The 23,376-nt window shown below is 68.4% G+C and carries 23 protein-coding genes and 1 other RNA gene; 15 read left to right on the top strand and 9 right to left on the bottom strand.

The features are described 5' to 3' along the window. Positions 1–14: 14 nt before the first annotated feature. Positions 15–1,259: a nitronate monooxygenase gene (locus tag ACZ5PP_RS18150; RefSeq protein ID WP_004302441.1), complete on the top strand. Its 1,245-nt coding sequence runs from the start codon at positions 15–17 to the stop codon at positions 1,257–1,259. Positions 1,260–1,336: 77 nt separating this feature from the next. Next, on the top strand, positions 1,337–2,428 hold the full coding sequence (locus ACZ5PP_RS18145) for an HD domain-containing phosphohydrolase (RefSeq protein ID WP_012584906.1): 1,092 nt from the start codon (positions 1,337–1,339) through the stop codon (positions 2,426–2,428). A gap of 32 nt (positions 2,429–2,460) precedes the next feature. On the opposite strand, the gene gloA is transcribed toward ACZ5PP_RS18145, so the two are convergent. Genes gloA through ffh form a run of 5 tightly spaced genes read right to left on the bottom strand, consistent with a single transcriptional unit; the run spans position 2,461 to position 6,548 of the window. Next, the gene (gloA, locus tag ACZ5PP_RS18140) at positions 2,461–2,847 is read right to left on the bottom strand and encodes a lactoylglutathione lyase (RefSeq protein WP_004302445.1); all 387 of its coding nucleotides are present in this window, start codon (positions 2,845–2,847) and stop codon (positions 2,461–2,463) included. Between the two features lie 27 nt (positions 2,848–2,874). Continuing rightward, entirely contained in the window at positions 2,875–3,642 is a 768-nt protein-coding gene (locus ACZ5PP_RS18135; protein WP_004302447.1) for a M48 family metallopeptidase, read from the bottom strand. Continuing rightward, positions 3,639–4,388 (bottom strand): competence/damage-inducible protein A, encoded by a 750-nt coding sequence (locus tag ACZ5PP_RS18130; protein WP_004302449.1) that lies wholly within the window; start codon positions 4,386–4,388, stop codon positions 3,639–3,641. Before ACZ5PP_RS18130 ends, ACZ5PP_RS18135 begins: the two co-directional genes overlap by 4 nt. Then, positions 4,385–5,161 carry an EI24 domain-containing protein gene (locus ACZ5PP_RS18125; protein ID WP_004302451.1) on the bottom strand — a complete coding sequence of 259 codons (777 nt, stop codon included), beginning with the start codon at positions 5,159–5,161 and terminating at the stop codon, positions 4,385–4,387. The genes ACZ5PP_RS18130 and ACZ5PP_RS18125 overlap by 4 nt, the downstream gene beginning before the upstream one ends. A 16-nt stretch (positions 5,162–5,177) precedes the next feature. Next, a complete protein-coding gene (gene ffh / locus ACZ5PP_RS18120) occupies positions 5,178–6,548 on the bottom strand; it encodes a signal recognition particle protein (protein WP_004302452.1) in 1,371 nt (456 codons plus the stop codon). Between the two features lie 48 nt (positions 6,549–6,596). On the opposite strand from ffh, the gene ACZ5PP_RS18115 reads away from it, so the two are divergent. From ACZ5PP_RS18115 to ACZ5PP_RS18065, 11 genes are all read left to right on the top strand, one after another. After that, positions 6,597–7,427, top strand: a complete 831-nt coding sequence (locus tag ACZ5PP_RS18115; RefSeq protein ID WP_012584904.1) for a cytochrome C assembly family protein — start codon at positions 6,597–6,599, stop codon at positions 7,425–7,427. An 83-nt stretch (positions 7,428–7,510) separates the two neighbouring features. Beyond that, positions 7,511–8,791 (top strand): HlyC/CorC family transporter, encoded by a 1,281-nt coding sequence (locus ACZ5PP_RS18110; RefSeq protein ID WP_004302456.1) that lies wholly within the window; start codon positions 7,511–7,513, stop codon positions 8,789–8,791. A gap of 88 nt (positions 8,792–8,879) precedes the next feature. Next, the gene (pilB, locus tag ACZ5PP_RS18105; RefSeq protein WP_004302458.1) at positions 8,880–10,595 is read left to right on the top strand and encodes a type IV-A pilus assembly ATPase PilB; all 1,716 of its coding nucleotides are present in this window, start codon (positions 8,880–8,882) and stop codon (positions 10,593–10,595) included. A 15-nt stretch (positions 10,596–10,610) separates the two neighbouring features. Beyond that, on the top strand, positions 10,611–11,840 hold the full coding sequence (locus tag ACZ5PP_RS18100; protein WP_004302460.1) for a type II secretion system F family protein: 1,230 nt from the start codon (positions 10,611–10,613) through the stop codon (positions 11,838–11,840). 4 nt (positions 11,841–11,844) lie between these two features. Next, entirely contained in the window at positions 11,845–12,696 is an 852-nt protein-coding gene (locus ACZ5PP_RS18095) for a prepilin peptidase (protein WP_004302462.1), read from the top strand. 157 nt (positions 12,697–12,853) lie between these two features. After that, on the top strand, positions 12,854–13,117 hold the full coding sequence (locus tag ACZ5PP_RS18090) for an FmdB family zinc ribbon protein (RefSeq protein ID WP_012584903.1): 264 nt from the start codon (positions 12,854–12,856) through the stop codon (positions 13,115–13,117). An 82-nt stretch (positions 13,118–13,199) separates the two neighbouring features. Then, the gene (locus ACZ5PP_RS18085; RefSeq protein WP_004302465.1) at positions 13,200–13,826 is read left to right on the top strand and encodes a DUF502 domain-containing protein; all 627 of its coding nucleotides are present in this window, start codon (positions 13,200–13,202) and stop codon (positions 13,824–13,826) included. A gap of 87 nt (positions 13,827–13,913) precedes the next feature. Beyond that, positions 13,914–15,713: an aspartate--tRNA ligase gene (gene aspS / locus ACZ5PP_RS18080; RefSeq protein ID WP_004302467.1), complete on the top strand. Its 1,800-nt coding sequence runs from the start codon at positions 13,914–13,916 to the stop codon at positions 15,711–15,713. 145 nt (positions 15,714–15,858) lie between these two features. Further along, the gene (locus tag ACZ5PP_RS18075; protein ID WP_287471257.1) at positions 15,859–17,508 is read left to right on the top strand and encodes a tetratricopeptide repeat-containing response regulator; all 1,650 of its coding nucleotides are present in this window, start codon (positions 15,859–15,861) and stop codon (positions 17,506–17,508) included. A gap of 6 nt (positions 17,509–17,514) precedes the next feature. After that, positions 17,515–17,919: a guanyl-specific ribonuclease gene (locus ACZ5PP_RS18070; RefSeq protein ID WP_004302471.1), complete on the top strand. Its 405-nt coding sequence runs from the start codon at positions 17,515–17,517 to the stop codon at positions 17,917–17,919. An 11-nt stretch (positions 17,920–17,930) separates the two neighbouring features. Beyond that, on the top strand, positions 17,931–18,296 hold the full coding sequence (locus tag ACZ5PP_RS18065; RefSeq protein ID WP_004302473.1) for a barstar family protein: 366 nt from the start codon (positions 17,931–17,933) through the stop codon (positions 18,294–18,296). Here ACZ5PP_RS18065 and ACZ5PP_RS18060 read toward each other — a convergent pair. After that, positions 18,253–18,402 carry a hypothetical protein gene (locus ACZ5PP_RS18060; protein ID WP_245537145.1) on the bottom strand — a complete coding sequence of 50 codons (150 nt, stop codon included), beginning with the start codon at positions 18,400–18,402 and terminating at the stop codon, positions 18,253–18,255. The two genes, ACZ5PP_RS18065 and ACZ5PP_RS18060, sit on opposite strands and share 44 nt — an antisense overlap. Before the next feature lie 214 nt (positions 18,403–18,616). Between ACZ5PP_RS18060 and ACZ5PP_RS18055 the strand changes: the two genes are divergently transcribed. Next, entirely contained in the window at positions 18,617–19,054 is a 438-nt protein-coding gene (locus ACZ5PP_RS18055; protein ID WP_043741415.1) for an Hsp20/alpha crystallin family protein, read from the top strand. A gap of 280 nt (positions 19,055–19,334) precedes the next feature. Here the strand turns inward: ACZ5PP_RS18055 and argB are convergent, their stop codons facing one another. Continuing rightward, positions 19,335–20,237 (bottom strand): acetylglutamate kinase, encoded by a 903-nt coding sequence (argB, locus tag ACZ5PP_RS18050; protein WP_004302479.1) that lies wholly within the window; start codon positions 20,235–20,237, stop codon positions 19,335–19,337. Positions 20,238–20,449: 212 nt separating this feature from the next. Between argB and ACZ5PP_RS18045 the strand changes: the two genes are divergently transcribed. Beyond that, positions 20,450–21,352 (top strand): ZIP family metal transporter, encoded by a 903-nt coding sequence (locus ACZ5PP_RS18045; RefSeq protein ID WP_043741413.1) that lies wholly within the window; start codon positions 20,450–20,452, stop codon positions 21,350–21,352. Positions 21,353–21,435: 83 nt separating this feature from the next. On the opposite strand, the gene ffs is transcribed toward ACZ5PP_RS18045, so the two are convergent. Beyond that, positions 21,436–21,534, bottom strand: an RNA gene (ffs, locus tag ACZ5PP_RS18040) — signal recognition particle sRNA small type. Positions 21,535–21,625: 91 nt separating this feature from the next. Beyond that, a complete protein-coding gene (locus ACZ5PP_RS18035) occupies positions 21,626–23,317 on the bottom strand; it encodes an AMP-binding protein (protein WP_004302482.1) in 1,692 nt (563 codons plus the stop codon). Positions 23,318–23,376: the final 59 nt, after the last annotated feature.

The following is a 23,376-nucleotide window of genomic DNA, read 5'->3' as shown; positions in this document are numbered from 1 at the left end:
ACGGACTCCAAGCAATGAAGCGTGTAGATGACTTCCGCCTGAAACTGGGCTCCCAGGAACTCGTGCCGATCATGGTGGGCGGGATGGGGGTGGATATTTCCACCTCCGATCTGGCGCTCGAGGCCGCCCGGCTGGGCGGGGTCGGACACATTTCCGACGCGATGCTGCCGACCGTGTCCGACCGGCGCTACAACACCAAGTACGTCAAGAACAAGCTGCAGCAATACAAGTTCAACGTCGCCAACGCAGACAAGTCGGTGGTGCAGTTCGACCTCGGCCTCATCGCCGAAGCGACCGCGACCCACGTCGGCCGCACCATGGAGCGCAAGCGCGGGCCGGGCATGGTGTTCATCAACTGCATGGAAAAGCTGACGATGAACGCGCCCAAGGAAACCCTGCGTGTGCGCCTGCGCACCGCGATGGACCACGGCATCGACGGCATCACACTGGCAGCCGGCCTGCACCTGGGCTCGCTCTCCCTCATCGAGGACCATCCGCGCTTCCGCGACGTGCAGCTGGGCATCATCGTCAGCTCGCTGCGCGCGCTGCAGCTCTTCCTCAAGAAGAGCGCGCGCACCGGGCGGCTCCCCGACTACGTGGTGGTCGAGGGCCCGCTCGCCGGCGGCCACCTCGGCTTCGGCATGGACTGGGCGCAGTACGACCTCGCCACCATCGTCGCCGAGATCCGCGACTGGATGCGCGAGCAACAGCTCGACATCCCGCTGATCCCGGCCGGCGGCATCTTCACCGGCACCGACGCGGTGAATTTCCTCGAGGCGGGCGCCGCGGCCGTCCAGGTCGCGACCCGCTTCACGGTCACCAAGGAGTGCGGCCTGCCCGACGAGGTCAAGCAGGACTATTTCAAGGCCGAGGAGGACGAGATCGAGGTCAACCAGATCTCGCCCACCGGCTACCCGATGCGCATGCTGAAGAGCAGCCCGGCGATCGGCAGCGGCATCCGCCCCAACTGCGAGGCCTACGGCTACCTGCTCGACTCCAGCGGCAACTGCCAGTACATCGAGGCCTATAACCGCGAGGTTGCCGCGCACCCCGAGGCGAAGAAGGTCAAGGTCTTCGACAAGACCTGCCTGTGCACGCACATGCGCAACTTCGACTGCTGGACCTGCGGCCACTACACCTACCGGCTCAAGGACACCACCGTGCGCGAGGACGGCGGCGACTACCGCATCCTGTCCGCCGAGCACGTGTTCAAGGACTACCAGTTCAGCACCGAAGGCCGCATCGCCCTGCCCGACTGAACCGAGGATGCGCGGATGCGATGCCGTCCGCGCAATAGTTCCTCGGTGCGAGGCCCAAGGCCTCCGATACTCATCGGATGAAATTCCCACTCGACCGTCCGATGCAGGTCGCAGTGGTCGACGACACGCAGCTCAACCTGTTCCTGATCGGCAAGCTCGTCGACCGCATGCAAGATGCGCGTGCACACAACTTCGAGCGCCCCACCGCCGCGCTCGAGTGGTGCCTCGCCAATGCGCCCGACCTCATCATCGTCGACTACATGATGCCCGAGATGGACGGGCTGGAATTCATCCGCCGCATCCGCGCCTGCCGCGACCGCGACGACCTGCCCATCCTGATGGTCACCGCCAGCCACGAGCGCGACGTGCGCTACGCGGCACTCGACTGCGGCGCGAGCGACTTCCTCACCAAGCCGGTCGATGCGCGCGAATTCGAAGCGCGCGTGCGCAACATGCTCAAGCTGCGCCAGGCCCACCTCGCCAACGAGCACCGCGCCGAGACCCTCGCCGCCGAGGTGCGCCGGGCAACCGCCGACATCCTCGACCGCGAGCGCGAGACCATCACCCGGCTGTCGCGTGCGGCCGAGTTCCGCGATCCCGAGACCGGCGCCCACATCCAGCGCATGTCGCACTATTCGGCCCTGATCGCCCGCCGCCTGGGCCTGGGAGACACCTTCGCCGAGACCCTGCTGATGGCCGCACCGATGCACGACGTGGGCAAGCTCGGCATCCCCGATACCATCCTGCTCAAGCCCGGCCGACTGACTGCGGACGAGTTCGCGGTGATGAAGCGCCACCCGCAGATCGGCCACGACATCCTCAAGGGTTCGTCATCCAGCATCCTGCGCCTGGGCGCAACCATCGCCCTCACCCACCACGAGAAGTTCGACGGCAGCGGCTACCCGCAGGGACTCTCCGGCCAGTCGATCCCGATGGAGGGCCGCATCGTCGCGGTCGCCGACGTGTTCGATGCGCTCACCTCCGCACGGCCCTACAAGCCGGCATGGCCGATGTCGCGGGCGATCGCGCTGCTGCGCGAGGGGCGCGGCACCCACTTCGACCCGACCTGCGTCGACGCGCTCTTCCACACCTGGGAGGACGTGCTCGCCGTGCAGTCGCGCTACCAGGACGAGCACGCCCCGGAGCCGCCCGTCTCGCCCCCCTGCTGAGGCCTGCGCCCCCACCCCCGGGGGCGCCTGCGTCAGCCCTTGCGCTCGATCAGTTCGACCTTGTAGCCGTCAGGATCCTCGACAAAGGCGATCACGGTGATGCCGTGCTTCATCGGTCCCGCCTCGCGCACTACCTTGCCGCCGCGCGCGCGGATGTCGTCGCAGGCCTTCTTCGCGTCCGCGACCTCTAGGGCGATGTGGCCGTATGCGGTGCCGAGCTCGTACTTGTCCACGCCCCAGTTGTGGGTCAGCTCCAGCACCGCTCCGTGAGCCTCGTCCTGGTAGCCGACGAAGGCGAGGGTGAACTTGCCGTCCGGATAGTCCTGGCGGCGCAGCAGGCGCATGCCCAGCACCTCGGTGTAGAAGGCGAGCGAGCGCTCGAGATCGCCGACGCGCAGCATGGTGTGAAGGATTCGCATGGGGTGTCTTCCTGTATCGTGGTGGTTTCAATCTTCGCGGGTGAAGGCGCCGCGGTCGGCGGCGGCGGTCGCGATCACCGGCAGCGTCGCCGCCGCGCTGCGCAGCGCGGCGCGCGCGGCACGCCAGTCCGGGTACAGACGCTCGACGACCGCCCAGAAGCGCGGCGAGTGATTCATCTCGGCCAGGTGCGCGACCTCGTGGGCGACCACGTAGTCGATCAGCGCCGGCTCGAGATGGATCAGCCGCCAGTGCAGCCGGATCCCCGAGCGGGTGCTGCAGCTACCCCAGCGCGTGGCCGCGCTCGACAAGCTCACCGGCGGAACCGCAACGCCGAGACGGTGGCAGTACTCCTCCGCCCGCCCGCGGTACCAGGCCAGTGCGCGCGCGCGCAGCGCGCGCACCAGCGCCCGCTGCGGATCGACGCCCGCGGGCAGCAGGAGTTCCTCCCGTCCATCCGCCAGGCCCCGCCAGCGCGCCGCGCGCGCCGACACCCGGCGCAGCACCAGGACACGCCCGAAGAGCGGCAGGCATACGCCCTCCGCCACCTCCAGCGGCAGCGCCTGCGGCGCCTGCGCCCGCGCCCGCAGACGGTCGAGCAGCCAGGCACCGTGGCTATGCACGAAACGCTCGACCTCGCCGAGCGGGGTGCGCAGTGGCACCGACACGCGCGCGCCGCGGTGGTCCACCTGGAGCGCGAACGAGCGCCGCGCCGAGCGCCGCAGCACCAGATCGACACGGGTGCCCTCGACGAGCACGCTGTGCGGCTCTTCCGAGGCCGCCGCCCGAGCGCTCAAGCCTTGTCTTCCCACTCCAGCCCGCGTGCGGAGAGATCGGCCTTGATCACCGCCATCGCCGCCGCGACGCGCGCCGCCGTGCCTTTCATGCCGAGTTCGAGCGAACGCCGCTGGCCCTCGGCGGCGATCGTGGGCAGGCTGAACAGGGTGGTGTCGGGGAAGTCGGCGGTGACCTGACGCATCAGGCCGATCAGCTGGCCCTCGTAGGCATCCCACACCGTCACCGCCTGCTCGACGTAGTCTTCGGCGTGGTGCAGGTGGGCGTACTTGGTGTCGAGCACCCACTCCACCATCGGCCAGGCCATCACCGGAAAGCCCGGGGTGAAGTAGTGCTGGCGGATCGAGAAGCCGGGGATGCGGTTGAAACTGTTGGGGATGATCTCGCTGCCCACCGGATACACGCCCATCTGCAGGCGCTCGGGGGTGATCTCGGCACCGAAGCGGGCACGGATCTCGGCCTCCGCCTCGGGGTGCAGGGCGAGTTCCAGTCCGAGCGCGGCGCCCGCGGCCTCGCGCGTACGGTCGTCGGGGGTGGCGCCGATGCCACCGAAGCTGAACACCACGTCACCGGTGGCGAAGGTCTCGCGCAGCGTCCCGGCAAGGCGCGCGAAGTCGTCGCCGACGTAGCGCGCCCACGACAGCTTGAGCCCGCGCGCACCGAGCAGTTCGATCAGCTTGGCGAGGTGTTTGTCGCTGCGACGGCCGGAAAGGATCTCGTCGCCGATGATCAGTGCACCGAAATTCATCTCAGCTTCCGCAGGTCGGCACCCGGCTCTGCGTCGAGCACGGTGATGCCGTGCTGGATGCGATGCCGGCGCAGGGTTTCGAGCATGTAATGGACGAAGGCGAGGCCGGCGAAGGCGGGCGCCACCAGGTTGATCACCGGGACATACGCGAGCAGGGCCGTGCCGCCGCCGAGGAGGAGCATCTGCGGCCGCCAAGCGTCGCGCAGGCGCTGCAGTTCGCCCTTGTCGGCGTGGTACATCAGCGCGTCGTAGCCGAAGGCGCGCTGGTTCAGCCAGCCGGTGAGGGTGACCGAGATCAGCAGGCCGGCGCCCGGAATCAGCCACAGCGGCAACGACAGCACCAGCGCGAGCAGGAACAGCACGCCGGCGACGATGGAGTTCATCGCGCTGCCCAGGTTGGAGCCGCCGCGACGCTGCTCGAGGTCGGCGTAGTCGGTGCGCGCGACGCGCTCGAGCATCAGCGGCAGGGCCACCGTCGCCACCAGCATCGCGGCGGTGACGTACACCAGCGGGACCACCAGCAGCGCGGTGGCGATCTGGATCAGCACCAGCACGATCGCCGCGGTGGTCTCCGAGGCCGACAGCCATCCGCCGACGAAGGACCACCCGCTCACCGCGGCATAGAGCCACTCGGTGACCGGCGTCCACGCGTAGAAGGCCACGCCGGCCCAGATCACCACCGCGAGCAGGCCGGGCCACAGCAGGTGCCAGAACATGTCGCGCCGCCCGAGGCTGCGACCGGCGCGCCCGAAGGCGACGAGGATGTCCTTCATGCGTCCGCCCCCCCCCTCAGCGCGGCATGCCCGGCAGGCCGCCCGGCATCATGCCCTTCATCGCTCGCATCATCTTGCTCATGCCCCCCTTGGAGAACTGCTTCATGACCTTCTGCGTCTGCTCGAACTGGTTGAGCAGACGATTGACCTCCTGCACCGTCACCCCGGCGCCCGCGGCGATGCGGCGCTTGCGGCTGGCCTTGAGGATCTCGGGCTTGGCGCGCTCGAGCGGGGTCATCGAGTTGATGATGCCCTCGATGCGCGAGATCGCCTTTTCCTCGGCCCCGCCCTGCAGCTTGCCCGCCGCCTGGGCGAACTGTGCCGGCAGCTTGTCCATCATCGAGGATAGCCCGCCCATCTTGCGCATCTGGGCGATCTGCTCCTTGAAGTCGTCGAGATCGAAGCCCTTGCCGGTCTTGAGCTTCTGCGCGAAGGCCTTGGCCTTCTCCTCGTCCACGCCGCGGCGCGCATCCTCGACGAGGCCGAGGATGTCGCCCATGCCGAGGATGCGGCTGGCCATGCGGTCGGGGTGGAAGGGCTCCAGCCCGGAGAGTTTCTCGCCCACGCCGGCGAACTTGAGCGGCTTGCCGGTGACGTGGCGCACCGACAGCGCCGCGCCGCCGCGCGAGTCGCCGTCCAGCTTGGTCAGCACGATGCCGGTGAGCGGCAGCGCCTCGTTGAAGGCGCGCGCGGTGTTCACCGCATCCTGACCGAGCATCGCGTCGACCACGAACAAGGTCTCGATCGGCTTGACTGCGGCGTGCAGGACCTGGATCTCGGCCATCATGGCCTCGTCCACCGCGAGCCGGCCGGCGGTGTCGACCAGCAGCACGTCCATGTGGTGCTTGCGCGCGTAGTCGAGCGCGGCGAGCGCGATGTCGACCGGCTTCTGCGCGGTCTCGGAGGGGAAGAAGCCCACCCCGGCCTGCGCTGCCACCGTCTTCAGCTGCTCGATCGCCGCCGGGCGATAGACGTCGGTGGAGACCACCAGCACCTTCTTCTTGTGCTGCTCGTGCAGCAGCTTGGCGAGCTTGCCGGTGGTGGTGGTCTTGCCCGCGCCCTGCAGGCCGGCCATCAGCACCACCGCGGGCGGCTGGGTGGACAGGTCCAGACCCTCGTGGGCGCCGCCCATCAGCGCCTTGAGCTCGTCGTGCACCACGCCGACCAGGGCCTGGCCGGGCGTCAGCGAGCCGATGACCTCCTGCCCGACCGCCTTCTCCCTGACCTTGGCGACGAAGTCCTTGACCACCGGCAGCGCGACGTCGGCCTCGAGCAGGGCCATGCGCACCTCGCGCATCGCCTCCTGGATGTTTTCTTCCGTCAGGCGGGCCTGGCCGCGGAGGGTCTTGACGACCTTGGACAGGCGTTGGGTCAGATTGTCGAGCATGTTGGGGCAGGCCTTGGGCGCGTGACTTGGAGTAAACTGCGGCTACGTATGCGCACAATTCTACTTCATCTCCTCCCCGCCTCGCTTTACGCCGGTCTGGGCGTGTTCTTCTGGCGCACCTGCATGACGCGCGGTTCCGCGCTGGAGCCGCGCCGGGAGTGCATGAGCACGCGCGAGCGCCTGCTGCTGCTGGGCGCCATCGTCGCGCACGGCGCGGCGCTGCACCTGGCGATCTTCCCCGGCAGCGAGATGCGCTTCGGCTTCGGCGTCGCGGTCTCGCTGATGGTCTGGCTGGCGGTGTGCTTCTACTGGGTCGAGACCCTCTACACCCGGCTCGACGGCCTGCACGCGGCGGTGATGCCCGCAGGTGCGATCGGCAGCCTGGTGCCGATGCTGTTCCCGGGCGACCACGTGCTCGCCAACGCCACCTCGCCGGCCTTCCGCGCCCACTTCGTCGTGGCCATGCTCGCCTACAGCCTGTTCACCCTGGCCGCCCTGCACGCGATGCTGATGTCGGTGGCCGGGCGCCAGCTCCACAACGCACGCTTCAGCCGCCTGCTCTCCGGCCTGCCGCCCCTGCTCACCATGGAGGCGTTGCTGTTCCGGCTGATTTCCATCGCCTTCGTGCTGCTCACGCTGACGCTGGCGAGCGGCGTGCTGTTCTCCGAGAGCCTGTTCGGCCAGGCCTTCCGGGTCGACCACAAGACGGTGTTCGCCTTCGTCTCCTGGTTCCTCTTCGGCGGCCTGCTGGTGGGCCGCCGCCTGTGGGGCTGGCGCGGCCGGCTGGCGCTGCGCTGGACCCTGGCCGGCTTCGTCGCGCTGATGCTCGCCTACGTGGGCAGCCGCTTCGTCATCGAAGTCGTGCTGCATCGCACCTGAGTCCGCCCGCCGAAGTCCGCGTGCATTGACACCGTCACGAGGGGCTCCAATACTCGGGGCCCCTTTCCTTTCCACCGCCCCTCGTGACGGACCTCACCCTGACGCTTCAGATCGTCGCCCTCGTCGTGCTGCTGACCCTGTCGGCATGCTTCTCGATGTCGGAGACGGTGATGATGGCGGCCAACCGCTACCGCCTGCGCTCCCTCGCCAATCAGGGCAGCCGCGGCGCCACCCTGGCCCTCGACCTGCTCGCCCGCACGGACCGGCTGCTCGGCGTCATCCTGCTGTTCAACAACCTGGTCAACACGGGCGCCGCCACCCTGGTCAGCGTGATCACGCTCGAGCTCTTCGGCAACGAGAGCTGGATCCTCGGCGTGGCGACCCTGCTCGCCACCTTCGCGATCCTGGTGTTCTCCGAGATCACGCCCAAGGTCGTCGGCGCCAACCACGCCGATCGTCTCGCCCCCTTCGTGGCCTACCCACTCACCGGCCTGCTGCGCGCGTCGTATTTCGCGGTATGGTTCATCAACCTGTTCTCGCGCGGGCTGCTGAACCTGATGCGTCTGCAGCCGAAGGAGGAGACGAGCTCGGCGCTCTCCGTCGAAGAGTTGCGCGCGATGGTGATCGAGTCGGGCCAGTACATCCCGCACAAGCACCGCAGCATGCTGCTCAACCTCTTCGACCTCGAGAGCATCACGGTCGAGGACGTGATGACGCCGCGCGGAGCGATCGAGAGCATCGACCTGTCCGACCCCGAGGACATCGTCCGCCGCCAGATCGCCACCAGCTTCCACACCCGGCTGGCGGTCTACGACGGCGACAGCGAGCACGTGATCGGCGTGCTGCACCAGCGCAAGCTGCTCGGCAACACGCTGGAGGAAAATTTCAGCGTGGACCGCATCCGCGACCTCCTGGCCCGCCCCTATTTCGTGCCGGCCGACACGCCGCTCTACTCGCAGATCCAGTTCTTCCAGGAGAACCAGCAGCGTCTCGGCTTCGTGGTGGACGAATACGGCGAGATCCTCGGCCTGATCACCCTCGAGGACATCATCGAGGAACTCATCGGCAAGTTCACCACCAGCACCCCGGACGTGGGCGACCGCATGCACTGGGGCGAAGACGGCAGCGTGCTGGTCGATGGCACGTCCAACCTGCGCGAGCTCAACCGCCGGCTCGAGCTCGCACTCCCGATCGATGGTCCGAAGACGCTCAACGGTCTGATCCTCGAACACCTGCAGGACATCCCGGAGACCGGGGTATCGATGAAGATCGCCGATACCCCGATCGAGGTCGTGCAGACCCAGGACCGCATGGTGCGCACCGCGCGCATCTTCCGTCCGCGGATCGAGGGCGCCGGACAGTGAGCCCGCGCGCCCCGGCACCGGCTGCGCGCATCTTTACAAGGCCGGGGGCGGCGGGCAACATCGGCCGCAGTCCGGACACGAGCAAGGCATGGCGGCGACCTCCAAACCGGCCCTGAGCGGCTTCGCCAGGGCCCTGATCCAGCATGGCCACCTCAAGGAGGCGGACGCGATCGCATGCACCACCCATGCGGGCGAGGCCGCGACCGCCTTCATCCTCGAGGTCGCCAACCGCGGCCTGATGAGCTGCGCGGCGATGGCCCGCTTCGCCGCCGAGACCTTCGGCTATCCGCTCCTCGACCTCGCCGCCTTCGATGCGGCGATGTTCGCGCGCGAGGCGGTCGACCGCAAGCTGCTCGCCAAGCACCAGGTCGCGCCGCTCGCCAAGCGCCAGAGCCGCATCACGCTCGCCACCGCCGACCCTTCCAACCTGCGCGCGCTGGACGAGATCCGCTTCCAGACCGGCCTGCAGATCGAGCTGGTGATCGTCGAGGCGGACAAGCTCAAGCGCGCGGTCGAGGCCCTGTCCGAGTCGGCCGCAGACACGCTCAAGGAGCTCACCGGCGAAGCCTTCGACATGGACCTGCTGCAGCAGGACGGTCCCGCGCAGCCGCGCGACGAGGAGGAAGCCAACGAGGTCGATGACGCCCCGGTCGTCAAGTTCATCCAGAAGGTGCTGATCGACGCGATCAACGAGGGCGCCTCGGACGTCCACTTCGAGCCCTACGAGAAGTTCTACCGCATCCGCGTGCGCACCGACGGCATCCTGCGCGACATCGCCCAGCCGCCGCTGGTGCTCAAGGACAAGATCGCCGCGCGCATCAAGGTGATCTCGCGCCTCGACATCTCGGAGAAGCGCGTGCCGCAGGACGGGCGCATGAAGCTCGTGTTGTCGCGCAACAAGGCGATCGACTTCCGCGTCTCGACGCTGCCGACCCTGCACGGCGAGAAGATCGTGATGCGCATCCTCGATCCGAGCTCGGCGATGCTCGGCATCGACGCGCTCGGCTACGACCCCGAGCAGCGCGAGGCGCTGCTCGCCGCGGTCGAGCGCCCCTACGGCATGATCCTGGTCACCGGCCCCACCGGCTCGGGCAAGACGGTGTCGCTGTACACCTGCCTCAACCTGCTCAACAAGCCGGGCGTGAACATCTCCACCGCCGAGGACCCTGCCGAGATCAATCTCGCCGGCATCAACCAGGTCAACGTCAACGAGAAGGCCGGCCTCACCTTCTCCGCCGCGCTGCGCGCCTTCCTGCGCCAGGACCCGGACGTGATCATGGTGGGCGAGATCCGCGACATCGAGACCGCCGAGATCGCCATCAAGGCCGCGCAGACCGGCCACCTGGTGATGTCCACCCTGCACACCAACGACGCGCCCTCCACGCTCGAGCGCCTCAAGAACATGGGCGTGGCGCCGTTCAATATCGCATCCTCGGTGATCCTGATCACGGCCCAGCGCCTCGCCCGCCGGCTATGCTCCTGCAAGAAGCCCGTCGACATTCCCGCCCAGGCCCTGCTGGAGGCCGGCTTCGAGCCCGACGAGCTCGACGGCGGCTGGCAGCCGATGGGACCGGGCGGTTGCGAACGCTGCAAGGGCAGCGGCTACAAGGGCCGGGTGGGCATCTACCAGGTCATGCCGATCAGCGAGGAGATCGCCCGCATCATCATGACCGGCGGAAACTCCATGGACATCGCCGCCCAGGCCCGCAGCGAGGGCGTGCTCGACCTGCGCCAGTCGGGCCTGCGCAAGGTGCGCCAAGGCATCACCTCGCTCGAAGAAGTGCTGGCGACGACCAACGAATAAAGGACGCTCGATTTCATGGCCACTGCAAGCCGCGCGGCACGTGCCACCGGTCCGAGGGAGGACCTTTATATCTGGGAAGGCAAGGACAAGACCGGGAAGGTCGTCCGCGGCGAGATCCGCGCCACCGGCGACGCCATGGTCCAGGCCATGCTGCGCCGCCAGGGCATCCAGGTGATCAAGATCCGCAAGCAGAAGATGGCGCGCGGCGGACGCATCTCCGAAAAGGACATCGCGCTGTTCACCCGCCAGCTCGCCACGATGATGAAATCCGGTGTGCCGCTGCTGCAGGCCTTCGACATCGCAATGAAAGGCTCCGGCAACGCCGCGCTCGTGCGCCTGCTCAACGACATCCGCACCGACGTCGAGACCGGCTCCAACCTGTCGCAGGCCTTCGCCAAGCACCCTGCGCACTTCGACCGGCTGTTCTGCAACCTGGTCGCAGCGGGCGAGCAGGCGGGCATCCTCGACGGCCTGCTCGACCGCATCGCCACCTACAAGGAAAAGATCCTCGCGATCAAGAGCAAGATCAAGTCGGCGCTGTTCTATCCTGCCGCGGTGGTCGTGGTGGCGGGTCTCGTGATCTCGGTGATGATGCTGTTCGTGATCCCCGAGTTCAAGAGCGTGTTCTCCAGCTTCGGTGCCGAGCTGCCGGTGCCCACCTTGATGGTCATCGCCATCTCGGACGCCTTCGTGGCCTACTGGTACCTGATCTTCGGCGCCCTCATCGCGGCCCTCGTGGCGATCGCCTGGAGCTACAAGCGCTCGACTGCGATGCAGATCGCGGTCGACCGGCTGGTGCTGCGCATCCCGGTGATCGGCGCGATCATCCGCAAGGCCACGGTCGCACGCTGGACGCGCACGCTGTCGACCATGTTCGCGGCCGGCGTGCCGCTGGTCGAGGCGCTCGACTCGGTGGGAGGCGCATCGGGCAACCACGTCTATGTGGTGGCGACACATCAGATCCAGAGCGAGGTCAGCACCGGCACCAGCCTGACGGTCGCGATGCAGAACGCGGAAGTCTTTCCCACCATGGTGGTGCAGATGGTGTCGATCGGCGAGGAGTCCGGCCAGCTCGACGCCATGCTGGGCAAGGTCGCCGATTTCTTCGAGCAGGAGGTGGACGACGCGGTCGCCGGCCTGTCGCAACTGCTCGAGCCGCTGATCATGGTCTTCCTCGGCACCATCATCGGCGGCCTGGTGGTGGCGATGTACCTGCCGATCTTCAAGCTCGGTTCGGTCGTCTGAACCCATGATCGAGCTTCTCCGCGACCCGCTCGCCTTCACCATCCTCTCCGGCCTGGTCGGACTCTTCGTCGGCAGCTTCCTCAACGTCGTGATCCATCGGCTGCCCAGGATGATGGAGCGCGACTGGCACGCCCAGGCGGCCGAGCTGCGTGGCGAGCAAGCACCCGCCAACGAGCGCTTCAACCTCGCCACGCCGCGCTCGCGCTGCCCGCACTGCGGGCACCAGATCACGATGCTGGAGAACATCCCGATCGTCAGCTACGTGGTGCTGCGCGGGCGCTGCGCACATTGCGGCGCCGGCATCAGCAGGCGCTACCCGATCGTCGAAGCCCTCTCCGCGCTGCTGTCGGCCTACGCCGCCTGGCATTTCGGCTTCGGCGCCAGCGCGCTCGGGGCCCTGCTGTTCGTGTGGGCGATGGTCGCGCTCACCTTCATCGACCTCGACACCCAGCTGCTGCCCGACGACATCACCCTGCCGCTGCTGTGGCTGGGCCTCGCCTTCAACCTCGGCACCACCTTCGCCGAGCTTCCCGACGCGGTGATCGGCGCGATGGCGGGCTACCTCGCGCTGTGGGCGGTGTTCTGGCTGTTCAAGCTCGCCACCGGCAAGGAGGGCATGGGCTACGGAGACTTCAAGCTGCTCGCCGCGATCGGCGCCTGGCTGGGCTGGCAGATGCTGCCGCTGACCATCCTGCTGTCCTCGCTGGTGGGCGCGGTGGTCGGCATCCTGCTGATCGTCGTCGCCCGCCACGGCCGCAACGTGCCGATCCCCTTCGGCCCCTACCTCGCCGCGGCCGGCCTGATCGCGCTGTTCTGGGGCGAGCGCATCACCGAGCGCTACCTCGGGCTGCTCTGAGCGCGCGCCGCGCGCGCCGCTGCGGACGGTCCGCCACGGGGGGCTTGAAGCCCTCCTCCCCCGCCCTCATCTTGCACCCGGGCGCGACCGTTCCGGACGCGCTTTTTCCTTATGCTGCGTTGCGTTAGACTTGCGCACTTGTTTTCGGGAGCACGCCATGCCCATCTATGAATATCGTTGCCCGAGCTGTGGTTTCCAGAAGGAACACCTGCAAAAAATGAGCGACGAGCCCCTGTCCGTCTGCCCGTCCTGCGGCACGACCGGCTACGCCAAGCAGTTGTCGGCGGCCGGCTTCCAACTCAAGGGCTCGGGCTGGTACGCCACCGACTTCAAGGGCGGAGCCAAGAGCGCGGCCCCGGCGGCCGAATCCACGCCCTCGCCTGCGACCGGCGGCTGCGGCGGCGGCTGCGCCTGCCACTGAGCGGATCGACCCATCTCGCGGCGGGCCGGCCGCGGCGCGGCAGACGCAAGCAGCCGCGCAGCGCGGCGGCCAGGAACCCCACTTGAAAAAATACTTCATCACCGGCCTGCTGATCTGGCTCCCGCTGGCGATCACCTACATGGTGATCGCCTGGATCGTCGGCACGCTCGACGCGATCCTGCTGTGGCTGCCCGCCGAATACCAGCCGAGCCGCTACATCGGCTTCGACATCCCCGGCGTGGGCGTCGTCGCGAGCCTGCTGCTGGTGTTCTTCACCGGCCTGGTCGCCGCCAACGTGCTCGGGCAGAAGCTCGTGCAGCTCTGGGAAGCGCTGCTTGCCCGCATCCCGGTCGTCAAGTCGATCTACTACAGCGTCAAGCAGGTCTCCGACACGGTGTTCTCGAGCAACGGCCAGGCCTTCCGCAAGGCGCTGCTGGTGCAATACCCGCGCGAGGGCGTGTGGACCATCGCCTTCCTCACCGGCCAGCCGGGCGGCGACGCGGCCGAGCACCTGCGCGGCGACTACGTCAGCGTGTATGTACCGACCACGCCCAACCCGACCTCGGGCTTCTTCCTGATGATGCGGCGCAGCGAGGTCGTCGAGCTCGACATGAGCGTGGACGACGCGCTCAAGTACATCATCTCGATGGGCGTGGTCGCTCCGCCGGCGCGCAGGCCGGAACCCGTGCCCGCGCTGTCCGACACCTGAACGAAGCTCCCCGAACACTCCAGCCTCTCCACCCTGCCGAATCCTGAATCCCCGGGCGCAAGCGCCCCCGAACCTGCGGAACCCGACATGCGAACTCACTACTGCGGCAAAGTCACCGCCGCCGACCTCGACCAGATCGTCACCATTTGCGGCTGGGTACATCGCCGCCGCGACCACGGCGGCGTCATCTTCATCGACCTGCGCGATCGCGAGGGCCTGGTGCAGGTGGTGTGCGACCCCGACCGCGCGGAGATGTTCAAGACGGCCGAATCGGTGCGCAACGAGTTCGTCCTCAAGCTGAGCGGCAAGGTGCGCCGCCGTCCCGCCGGCACCGAGAACGCCAACCTCGTCTCGGGCGAGATCGAGATCCTCTGCCACGACATCGAGGTGCTCAACGCCGCCGCCACGCCGCCCTTCCAGCTCGACGACGAGAACCTGTCCGAGACGGTGCGCCTGACCAACCGCGTCATCGACCTGCGTCGCCCGCAGATGCAGAAGAACCTGATGCTGCGCTACAAGACCACGATGGCCTTCCGCCGCTTCCTCGACGGCGCCGGCTTCATCGACGTCGAGACGCCGATGCTGACCAAGAGCACGCCCGAAGGCGCGCGCGACTACCTGGTGCCCTCGCGCGTGCACCCGGGCCAGTTCTTCGCCTTGCCGCAGTCGCCCCAGCTCTTCAAGCAGCTGCTGATGGTGGCCGGCTACGACCGCTACTACCAGATCGTCAAGTGCTTCCGCGACGAGGACCTGCGCGCCGACCGCCAGCCCGAATTCACCCAGGTCGACCTCGAGACCTCGTTCATGAACGAGCACGAGATCACCGCCCTGGTCGAGGAGATGATCCGCTACGTGTTCAAGGAAGCGATGGCGGTCGAGCTGCCCGCGCCCTTCCCGCGCATGACCTACGCCGAGGCGATGCGCCGCTACGGCTCGGACAAGCCCGACCTGCGCGTGACGCTGGAACTCACCGACGTCACCGACGCGGTGCAGGACGTCGCCTTCAAGGTCTTCAGCGGCCCCGCCACCTCGGGCGGCCGCGTCGCCGCGATGCGCGTGCCGGGCGGCAACAGCCTGACCCGCGGCGAGATCGACGAATACACCAAGTTCGTCGCCATCTATGGCGCCCGCGGCCTCGCCTACATCAAGGTCAACGACGTCACCCAGCCCAACGAGCACGGCCTGCAGTCGCCGATCGTCAAGAACCTGCACGAGACCGCGCTGCGCACCATCCTCGAGCGCACCGGCGCGCAGTCGGGCGACCTGATCTTCTTCGGCGCCGACAAGACCAAGGTGGTCAACGACGCCATGGGCGCGCTGCGCATCAAGCTCGGCCACGAGAAGGGCTACGTCACCGGCGAGGCCTGGCGTCCGCTGTGGGTGGTCGACTTCCCGATGTTCGAGTACGACGAGGACGACAAGCGCTGGACCGCCTGCCACCACCCCTTCACCAGCCCCAAGGACGAGCACATCGACCTGCTCGAATCCAACCCGGGCGAGTGCCTGGCCAAGGCCTACGACCTCGCCTTGAACGGCTGGGAGATCGGCGGCGGCTCGGTGCGTATCCACCGCGCCGACGTGCAGGCGCGCGTGTTCGAGGCACTGAACATCGGCCCCGAGGAGCAGCAGGCCAAGTTCGGCTTCCTGCTCGACGCGCTCAAGTACGGCGCCCCCCCGCATGGCGGCCTGGCCTTCGGCCTCGACCGCATCGTCACCATGATGACCGGCGCCGAATCCATCCGCGACGTCATCGCCTTCCCCAAGACCCAGCGCGCCCAGTGCCTGCTCACCGACGCGCCGAGCGGCGTGGACGAGAAGCAGCTGCGCGAGTTGCACATCCGCCTGCGCCAGAAGGTCGAGACCCAGGTCGAAGTCGAGCGCGGCTGAGTCCGGCGGCACACCGGCCGGAGATCCCGAAGCCCCTGCCGGATCGCCGCGAAGGCGGCCGCAGGGGCTTCAGCCTGCCGGCGCCATGCCGTAATCTTCACGGATGGCCCGCACGCCGCGCGGCCCCCCGATCCCGGACGCCCCGATGCTCCTCCCCCACGGCCTGCAGGTCCTCGTCGTCGAATCCCAGTCGAGCATGCGCGCGCAGCTGCGCAACATGCTCGCCTCGATCGGCATCGACTCGCCGCAGTTCGCGGTCTCGGCGAGCATGGCGATGCGCCGCCTGCGCGCGCAGCCCTTCGACCTCATCCTGTCCGAATACGACCTCGGCGAGGGCCAGGACGGCCAGCACCTGCTCGAGGACCTGCGCCAGCACGCCATCATCCCGCCCGACACGGTGTTCGTGATGATCACCGGCGAGCGCAACTACGAGCGCGTGATCAGCGCCTGCGAGCTCGTTCCCAACGACTACATCCTCAAGCCGCTCACCGCCGAGAGCCTGCGCGTGCGCCTGCTGCGCGCCTTCGAGAAGCGCGATGCCTTCCTGCCGGTGTGGCAGCTGATGAAGCTCGGCGACCCCGTCGGCGCGCTCGCCGCCTGTCGCGAGGCGCGCGACCGCCACCCGCAGTACCTGGTCGATTTCATGCGCCTGCAGGCGGAGCTGCACGCCCAGATCGGCCAGATCGAGGAGGCCGCGGCGCTGTACCGCGAGATCCTCGCCGCGCGTCCCATCCCCTGGGCCTCGCTCGGGCTGGCACGCATGCTGGTGGTGCGCGAGGCCTGGGTCGAGGCCGAGCACCTGCTCGCCGACCTCGTCGCCCGCCACCCGCGCTTCATCGAGGCGCACGAGCTGCTCGCGCGCGTGCAGGAGGAGACCGGCCGCCCCGCCGAGGCCTGCGGAACCCTGCAGCGCGCGGCCGACCTCTCGCCCTACCGCCTCCCGCGCCTGCGCCAGCTCGGCGAGCTCGCCCTGCAGGCCGGCGAGCTCGACCGTGCCGAGCACAGTCTCGCCGAGGCGGTGCGCCGCGGCAGCTACTCCGAATTCCGCGACCCCGAGGATCACGTCCGCCTGGTGCAGGCCCAGCTCGCCCGTGAACGCCCGGACGAAGCCTTGGCCACGCTTGCCGACCTCGAGCGCAACCTCGTCCGCCACCCCAAGGGCGAACTCTGCCTCGCCGTCGGCAACGCCCTGTTCGAGGGCCACCGCAACGACGCCGAAGGCCTGCGCAGCGCCATGGTGCGCGCGCTCGCGAGCCCCGAGCGCATCCGCGAGCTCTCCCCCGGGCTGCGCCGCGACCTGCTCGAGCTGTGCTACGACCGCAAGCTCGAGAGCGAGGGCCGCCAGCTCCTCGCCGACCTGATGCGCACCCACGGCGACGACCGCAGCCTGGCGAGCACGCGCGCCGCGCTCAAGGCACGCGGCTTCGAGAACCTCTCCGCCGAGGTCGAGGAGCAGGTGCAGAGCGAGGTCAGGACCTTGATCGGCGCCGGCGCCGAAAAAGCGCGCAGCGGCGACTACGACGGCGCGGTCGCCGAGATGATGAACGCGGCGCGCAAGATGCCGGGCAACCCGCACGTGCTGTTCAATGCCGCGCTCGCCTTGCTGCGCCACATCGAGCACCGCGGCTGGAACGAGGCCTTCGCCGCGCAGGCGCGCAGCCTGATCGAGCGCACCCAGCGCATGGCGCCCGCCAACCCGCGCCTGGCGGCGATTACCGAATTCCGCCACGAGCTCATGAAGCGCTACGGTATCCGTCCCGAGCGCGCCCCCGTCACCCGCACCCGCCGCGCCTGAACCCCGATGCTGCGTACCGTCCTGCTCCGCCTGCTGCTCCTCCTCGTACTCGGCGCGGGCCTGCCCGCCTGCTCGCCCGGCGCCGCGCCCGATGCCCCGCAAGCTGCACAGGGCCTGCTGCAGCCCTCGCACGCCGGGCTGCCGGCCGAGGCGATCGAGACACTGGCGCTCATCCAGCGCGGCGGCCCCTTCCCCTACCGCAAGGATGGCACCACCTTCCAGAACCGCGAACGCCTGCTACCGGCGCGGCCGCGCGGCTATTACCGCGAATACACCGTGCCCACGCCCGGCGCGCGCGATCGCGGCGCGCGCCGCATCGTCAGCGGCGGCGATCCACCCGAGGTGTTCTACTACACTGCCGACCACTACCGCAGCTTCCGCGAGATCGCACCGCTGCGTTCGCTGCCCTGAGCCGTCCGTCCATGAGCCACACCTCGCACGCCCCCGCCGCGCAGCCGACTCCCCCGCTGCGCATCGACCTCGCCGGCTGCACGGACAAGGCCGGACTGCTCGCGCGCATCGCGACCGCGCTGCGCTTCCCGGACTGGTTCGGCCACAACTGGGACGCGCTCTCGGATTGCCTGTGCGATCTCTCCTGGCTGCCCGCCGCGGCCTACCGGCTCGAATTCCTGCATGCCGACGCGCTGCGCGCGACCGCGCCCGAGACCTTCGCCACGCTGTGCGAGATCCTCGACGAAGCCGGCGACTTCTGGCGCGCCGAGGGCGTGGGCTTCGGCCACACCTTCATCCCCGCGCTTCCCGAGGCACCTTCCGGCGCGCCTCGATGAGCTCGGCGAGGCAGCGCGGGCAATAGCACTCCCCCGCACCTTCGGCCGGCACCGCAAACGCGGCCGGCAGCGCCGCACACCAGCACTCCGCCTCGCCTGCGCGCATGCCGCAGGTGAAGGCCGCGCCGCAGCGCGGACAGACATTGGTGGTTTCGTTCATCGGCGTCTCGCCTCCCTGGTTCGTTCGAACTCCGCCGCAAGGTTAGCGCAGCCGGACGGGCAGAGGGTACGCGCGCGCCCCTTGAAAACGCTTCCTCCGCGCCTATATTGGTCTTGAAGCCGGATCCCCCGGCAAGAACCCGGACCCAGGAGGACACGACATGAGCACCCCTCTCACCCGTCGCACCGACCCGTTGGACGACTTCTTCCGCGGCTTCTTCGTGCGCCCCGTCGACTTCGGCGGCCAGCAGCTCGCCACCCCGGGCACCGACGCGCCGCAGATGCGGGTCGACGTCAAGGAGACCGCGCAAGGCTACGAAGTGCATGCCGAGCTGCCCGGCATGAAGAAGGAGGACATCCACGTGCATATCGACGGCCCGGTGGTGTCGATCAGTGCCGAGCGCAAGCAGGAGAAGGAGATCAAGGACGGCGAGAAGGTGCTGCGCACCGAACGCTACTTCGGCAAGATCTCGCGCAGCTTCCAGCTCGGCCAGGAAATCGACGAGGCTGCGGCAAGCGCGAAGTTCAATGATGGCGTGCTCGAGCTGAACCTGCCCAAGAAGGCCGAGGTCCAGGCCAAGCGGCTCAACATCGAGTAGACGCCTGCCCGGCAGCTCGGGACAAATGGGATTCAGGAGCGGCGCGATTCGCGAGCGGGTCTGCGGCCAGAGACCGAGTTCGGCAAGTGCGGCGCGGCAGCCATCGCGACTCGCGTCGCTCCTACAGCCCCCCCGAAGCCTCGCCGGTTCGCGTAGGAGCGACGCAAGTCGCGATCCCCCTGCAGCGCCCCCGAAGCCTCGCCGGTTGTCGTAGGAGCGACGCAAGTCGCGAGCCGCGTCGCACGCCATCCTCGACGGCGGCGCGGCAAACGCGCGGGTTCTACTTGCTCTTGATCATCGTGCCGACGCCGTGGTCGGTGAGGATCTCGAGCAACAGGCAGTGTTCCACGCGGCCATCGATGATGTGCACCGACTTCACGCCGTTGCGCGCCGCGTCGAGCGCCGAGCCGATCTTGGGCAACATGCCCCCCGACAGGGTGCCGTCGGCGACCAGGTCGTCGATCTGGCGCGGCGTCAGGCCGGTCAGCAGGTTGCCCGCCTTGTCCAGCACGCCCGGGGTGTTGGTGAGCAGCACCAGCTTCTCGGCCTTGAGGATCTCGGCGAGCTTGCCGGCGACCACGTCGGCGTTGATGTTGTAGGTCTCGCCCTCCTCGCCCACGCCGATCGGCGCGATCACGGGGATGAAGTCGCCCTGGTCGAGGAAGGAGATCAGGCTGGGATCGATACCGGTGATCTCGCCCACCTGGCCGACGTCGATCAGATCGCCCTCCGGCGCGCCGTGCTTCTGCATCAGCAGCTTCTTGGCGCGGATGAAGCCGGCGTCCTTGCCGGTGAGGCCCACGGCCTTGCCGCCGTGCTTGTTGATCAGGTTGACGATCTCCTTGTTCACCTGGCCCCCGAGCACCATCTCGACCACCTCCATGGTCTCGGCGTCGGTCACGCGCATGCCCTGGATGAACTCGCCCTTCTTGCCCATGCGGGTGAGCAGATTCTCGATCTGCGGGCCGCCGCCGTGCACCACCACCGGGTTGAGGCCGACCAGCTTGAGCAGCACCACGTCGCGTGCGAAGCAATCCTTGAGGTGCGGATCGGTCATCGCGTTGCCGCCGTACTTGATGACGATGGTCTTGTCGAAGAAGCGTTTGATGTAGGGCAGCGCCTCGGCGAGGATCTCGGCCTTGCGGGCGGGGGTGACGTCTTGCTGGTGAACGGGCTGGGTCATCGGGAGACTCCTTGAACGGACAAGGGGATTCTAGTGGCCAGCCCGCGGAACCGGAAGTGCACCGCAGCAAAGCCCGGTGAGACAACGGTTTATATACATCCAGGCTATCCTGATCGTCTAAACGCTCAATTGGAACTATCAAGGCCGATCGCTGATACTGGCTCCATCAGACAAGGCGGCCCTGCCGCCACGCTCACAGGAGGATCCACATCATGGTCGACAAGGTCGCTCGCCTGCATTTCCAGCACGCCAGCCCAGCCGGAGCCCTGCGCACGCTCAGCGGCTGGCTGATCGCCATCACCGGTCTGGCGCTGCTCGTGGCCCAGCTCGTGCGCAGCGTCGAGGGCTTCGACCTCGCCGTAACGGGCGCGATGGCAGGCGGCGCCATGGCGGCCGCAGCGACCGCGCTGGGTGCGGTGCCGCTGCTCGTCGTGCGCCAGATCGGCGCCAGCGTGCAGGGCATGCTGCTCGGCTTCGGCGCCGGCGTCATGCTCGCCGCGAGCGTGTTCTCGCTGCTGCTGCCCGGCTTCGACGCCGCGCTCGCGCAGACCGGCTCGGAGACCGGCGCAGCCCTGCTGGTCGCCTTCGGCGTGCTGCTCGGTGCCGGCGGCCTGCTCGCCATGGATCGCGCCCTGCCGCATACCCACTTCCCCGAGGGCCGGCGCAGCGGTGCCGCGGTGTGGCTGTTCGTGTTCGCGATCGCCGTGCACAACATCCCGGAAGGTCTCGCGATCGGCGTGGCGGCCGGACTCGAAGGCACGGGCGCCGGCTCGGGCGACGCGGTCGCGGCAGGGATCTCGCTGCAGAACGTGCCCGAAGGCCTGATCGTCGCCATCGCCCTGGTGGCGGCGGGCTACGGTCGCTGGCTCGCCTTCGGCGTCGCGGCGGCGTCGGGCCTGATCGAGCCGATCGCGGCGATCGCCGGTTCGATGATGGTGTCGGTCTCGGCGAACATCCTGCCCTGGGGCCTGGCCGGCGCGGCCGGCGCGATGCTCTTCGTGGTCAGCCACGAGATCATCCCCGAGTCGCACCGCCGCGGTCACGAGACGCTCGCCACCGGCGGCCTGATGGTGGGCTTCGTGATGATGATGCTGATGGATACGCTGCTCGGGTGAGGCACGAGGCGTCCGCAGTGAAGCGCACCGAGCGGGGTGCAAAAGACGAAGGGCGCTCCGCGGAGCGCCCTTCGTGTGTTCGGGGTGGCGAGCCTGACCCCCGGCACTTGCAGGGAGCGGCTGTGGCTGCTGCCTTCCGGCCCTGACCAGGTTCACCGCGCTGCAATGCGGGGAGACCCGCCACGGCCGGCATTGTAGCAGCATGCCGGCCGCTGCGGTGCGGCAAAGAAGCCGCCCACCACCGCAGCGATCAACCCCGCGTGCAGCCCCTCATCAACCCTTGAGCTCGGGGAAGTCTTCCTCGAAGAACTCCAGCTCGCCGCGGGCGGCCTCGCCGCGCGCCTCTTCGGCCTTGCGCAGCTCGACGCGGCGGATCTTGCCCGAGATGGTCTTGGGCAGGTCGGCGAAGGAGAGGCGGCGGATGCGCTTGTACGGGGCCAGGCGTTCGCGGGTGAAGGCGAAGATGTCCTTGGCCAGCTCGCGGCTCGGCTCCTGGCCGGCGACCAGGATCACGAAGGCCTTGGGCACCGCCAGGCGCAGCGGATCCGGGCTCGGCACCACCGCGGCTTCGGCGACCGCCGGGTGCTCGATGAGCACGCTCTCGAGCTCGAAGGGGCTGATGCGGTAGTCGGAGGCCTTGAACACGTCGTCGGCGCGGCCGACGTAGGTGATGTAGCCGTCCTCGTCGATGCTGGCGACGTCGCCGGTGCGGTAGTGGCCGTCACGCATGACCTCGGCGGTCTTGGCCGGATCACCCGAGTAACCCACCATCAGGCCGACCGGACGGTGCTCGCCCATCACCAGCGCCACCTCGCCCTCGACCGAGGGCTTGCTCTCGGCATCGAGCAGGGCGATCTTGTAGCCGGGGAGCGGACGGCCCATGGAGCCGGGCTTGAGCGGCTGGTCGGGGGTGTTGCCGATCTGCGCGGTGGTCTCGGTCTGGCCGAAGCCGTCGCGGATGGTGATGCCCCAGGCCTTCTTGACCTGGTCGATGACTTCGGGGTTGAGCGGCTCGCCGGCACCGATGAGCTCGCGCAGCTTGGTCTTGACCGAGGCCAGGTCCTGCTGGATCAGCATGCGCCACACGGTCGGGGGCGCGCACATCGTGGTGACTTCGTACTTCACCAGCACGTCGAGCAGGGCCGCCGCGTTGAAGCGGTTGTAGTTGTACAGGAACACGCAGGCGCCGGCGTTCCAGGGCGCGAAGAAGCAGCTCCAGGCGTGCTTGGCCCAGCCCGGCGAGGAGATGTTCATGTGACGATCGTTGGGCTTGAGGCCGATCCAGTACATCGTCGAAAGGTGGCCGACCGGGTAGGACTGGTGGGTGTGCAGCACCAGCTTGGGCTTGGAGGTGGTGCCCGAGGTGAAGTACAGCAGCAACGGATCGTCGACGCGGGTCACGCCGTCCGGGGTGAAGGCGTCGGATTCGGCCGCGGCGTCCTCGAAGGCCTTCCAGCCGGCAGGCGCGCCGCCGACGGCGATGCGGCCGAAGCTGCCGGGCAGGTTCTCGAACTTGTCGGTGTGCGCCTTGCCGATCACCACGTGCCTGACCTGGCCGCGCTCGACGCGGTCGACGAGGTCCTCGGGGGTCAGCAGCGTGGTGGCGGGGATCACCACGGCGCCGAGCTTGATCGCGGCCAGCATGGTCTCCCACAGCGGCACTTCGTTGCCGAGCATGATCAGGATGCGCTCGCCGCGCTTGACGCCCTGCTTGCGCAGCCAGTTGGCGACGCGGTTCGAGCGCGCCGACATCTCGGCGAAGGAAAGCTTCGACTCGCGGCCGTCTTCCTCGATGATCCACAGCGCCGGGTTGTCGTTGCCCTTGGCCATCGCATCGAAGTAGTCCAGCGCCCAGTTGAACTCCTTCAGCTTGGGCCACTTGAAGCCGGCGTAGGCCGTCGCGTAATCGCTGCGGTGCTGCAGCAGGAAATCGCGCGCGGCGAGAAATTCGTTGACTGCGCTCATGGTTCTCTCCTCTCCAGGACGTCGTTGGAATGCTCCGGACGGGTGCATGCCCGCCCGAT

This window comes from Thauera sp. DNT-1 (assembly GCF_055393985.1).
This window is presented reverse-complemented; position numbering and strand designations above follow the sequence as displayed.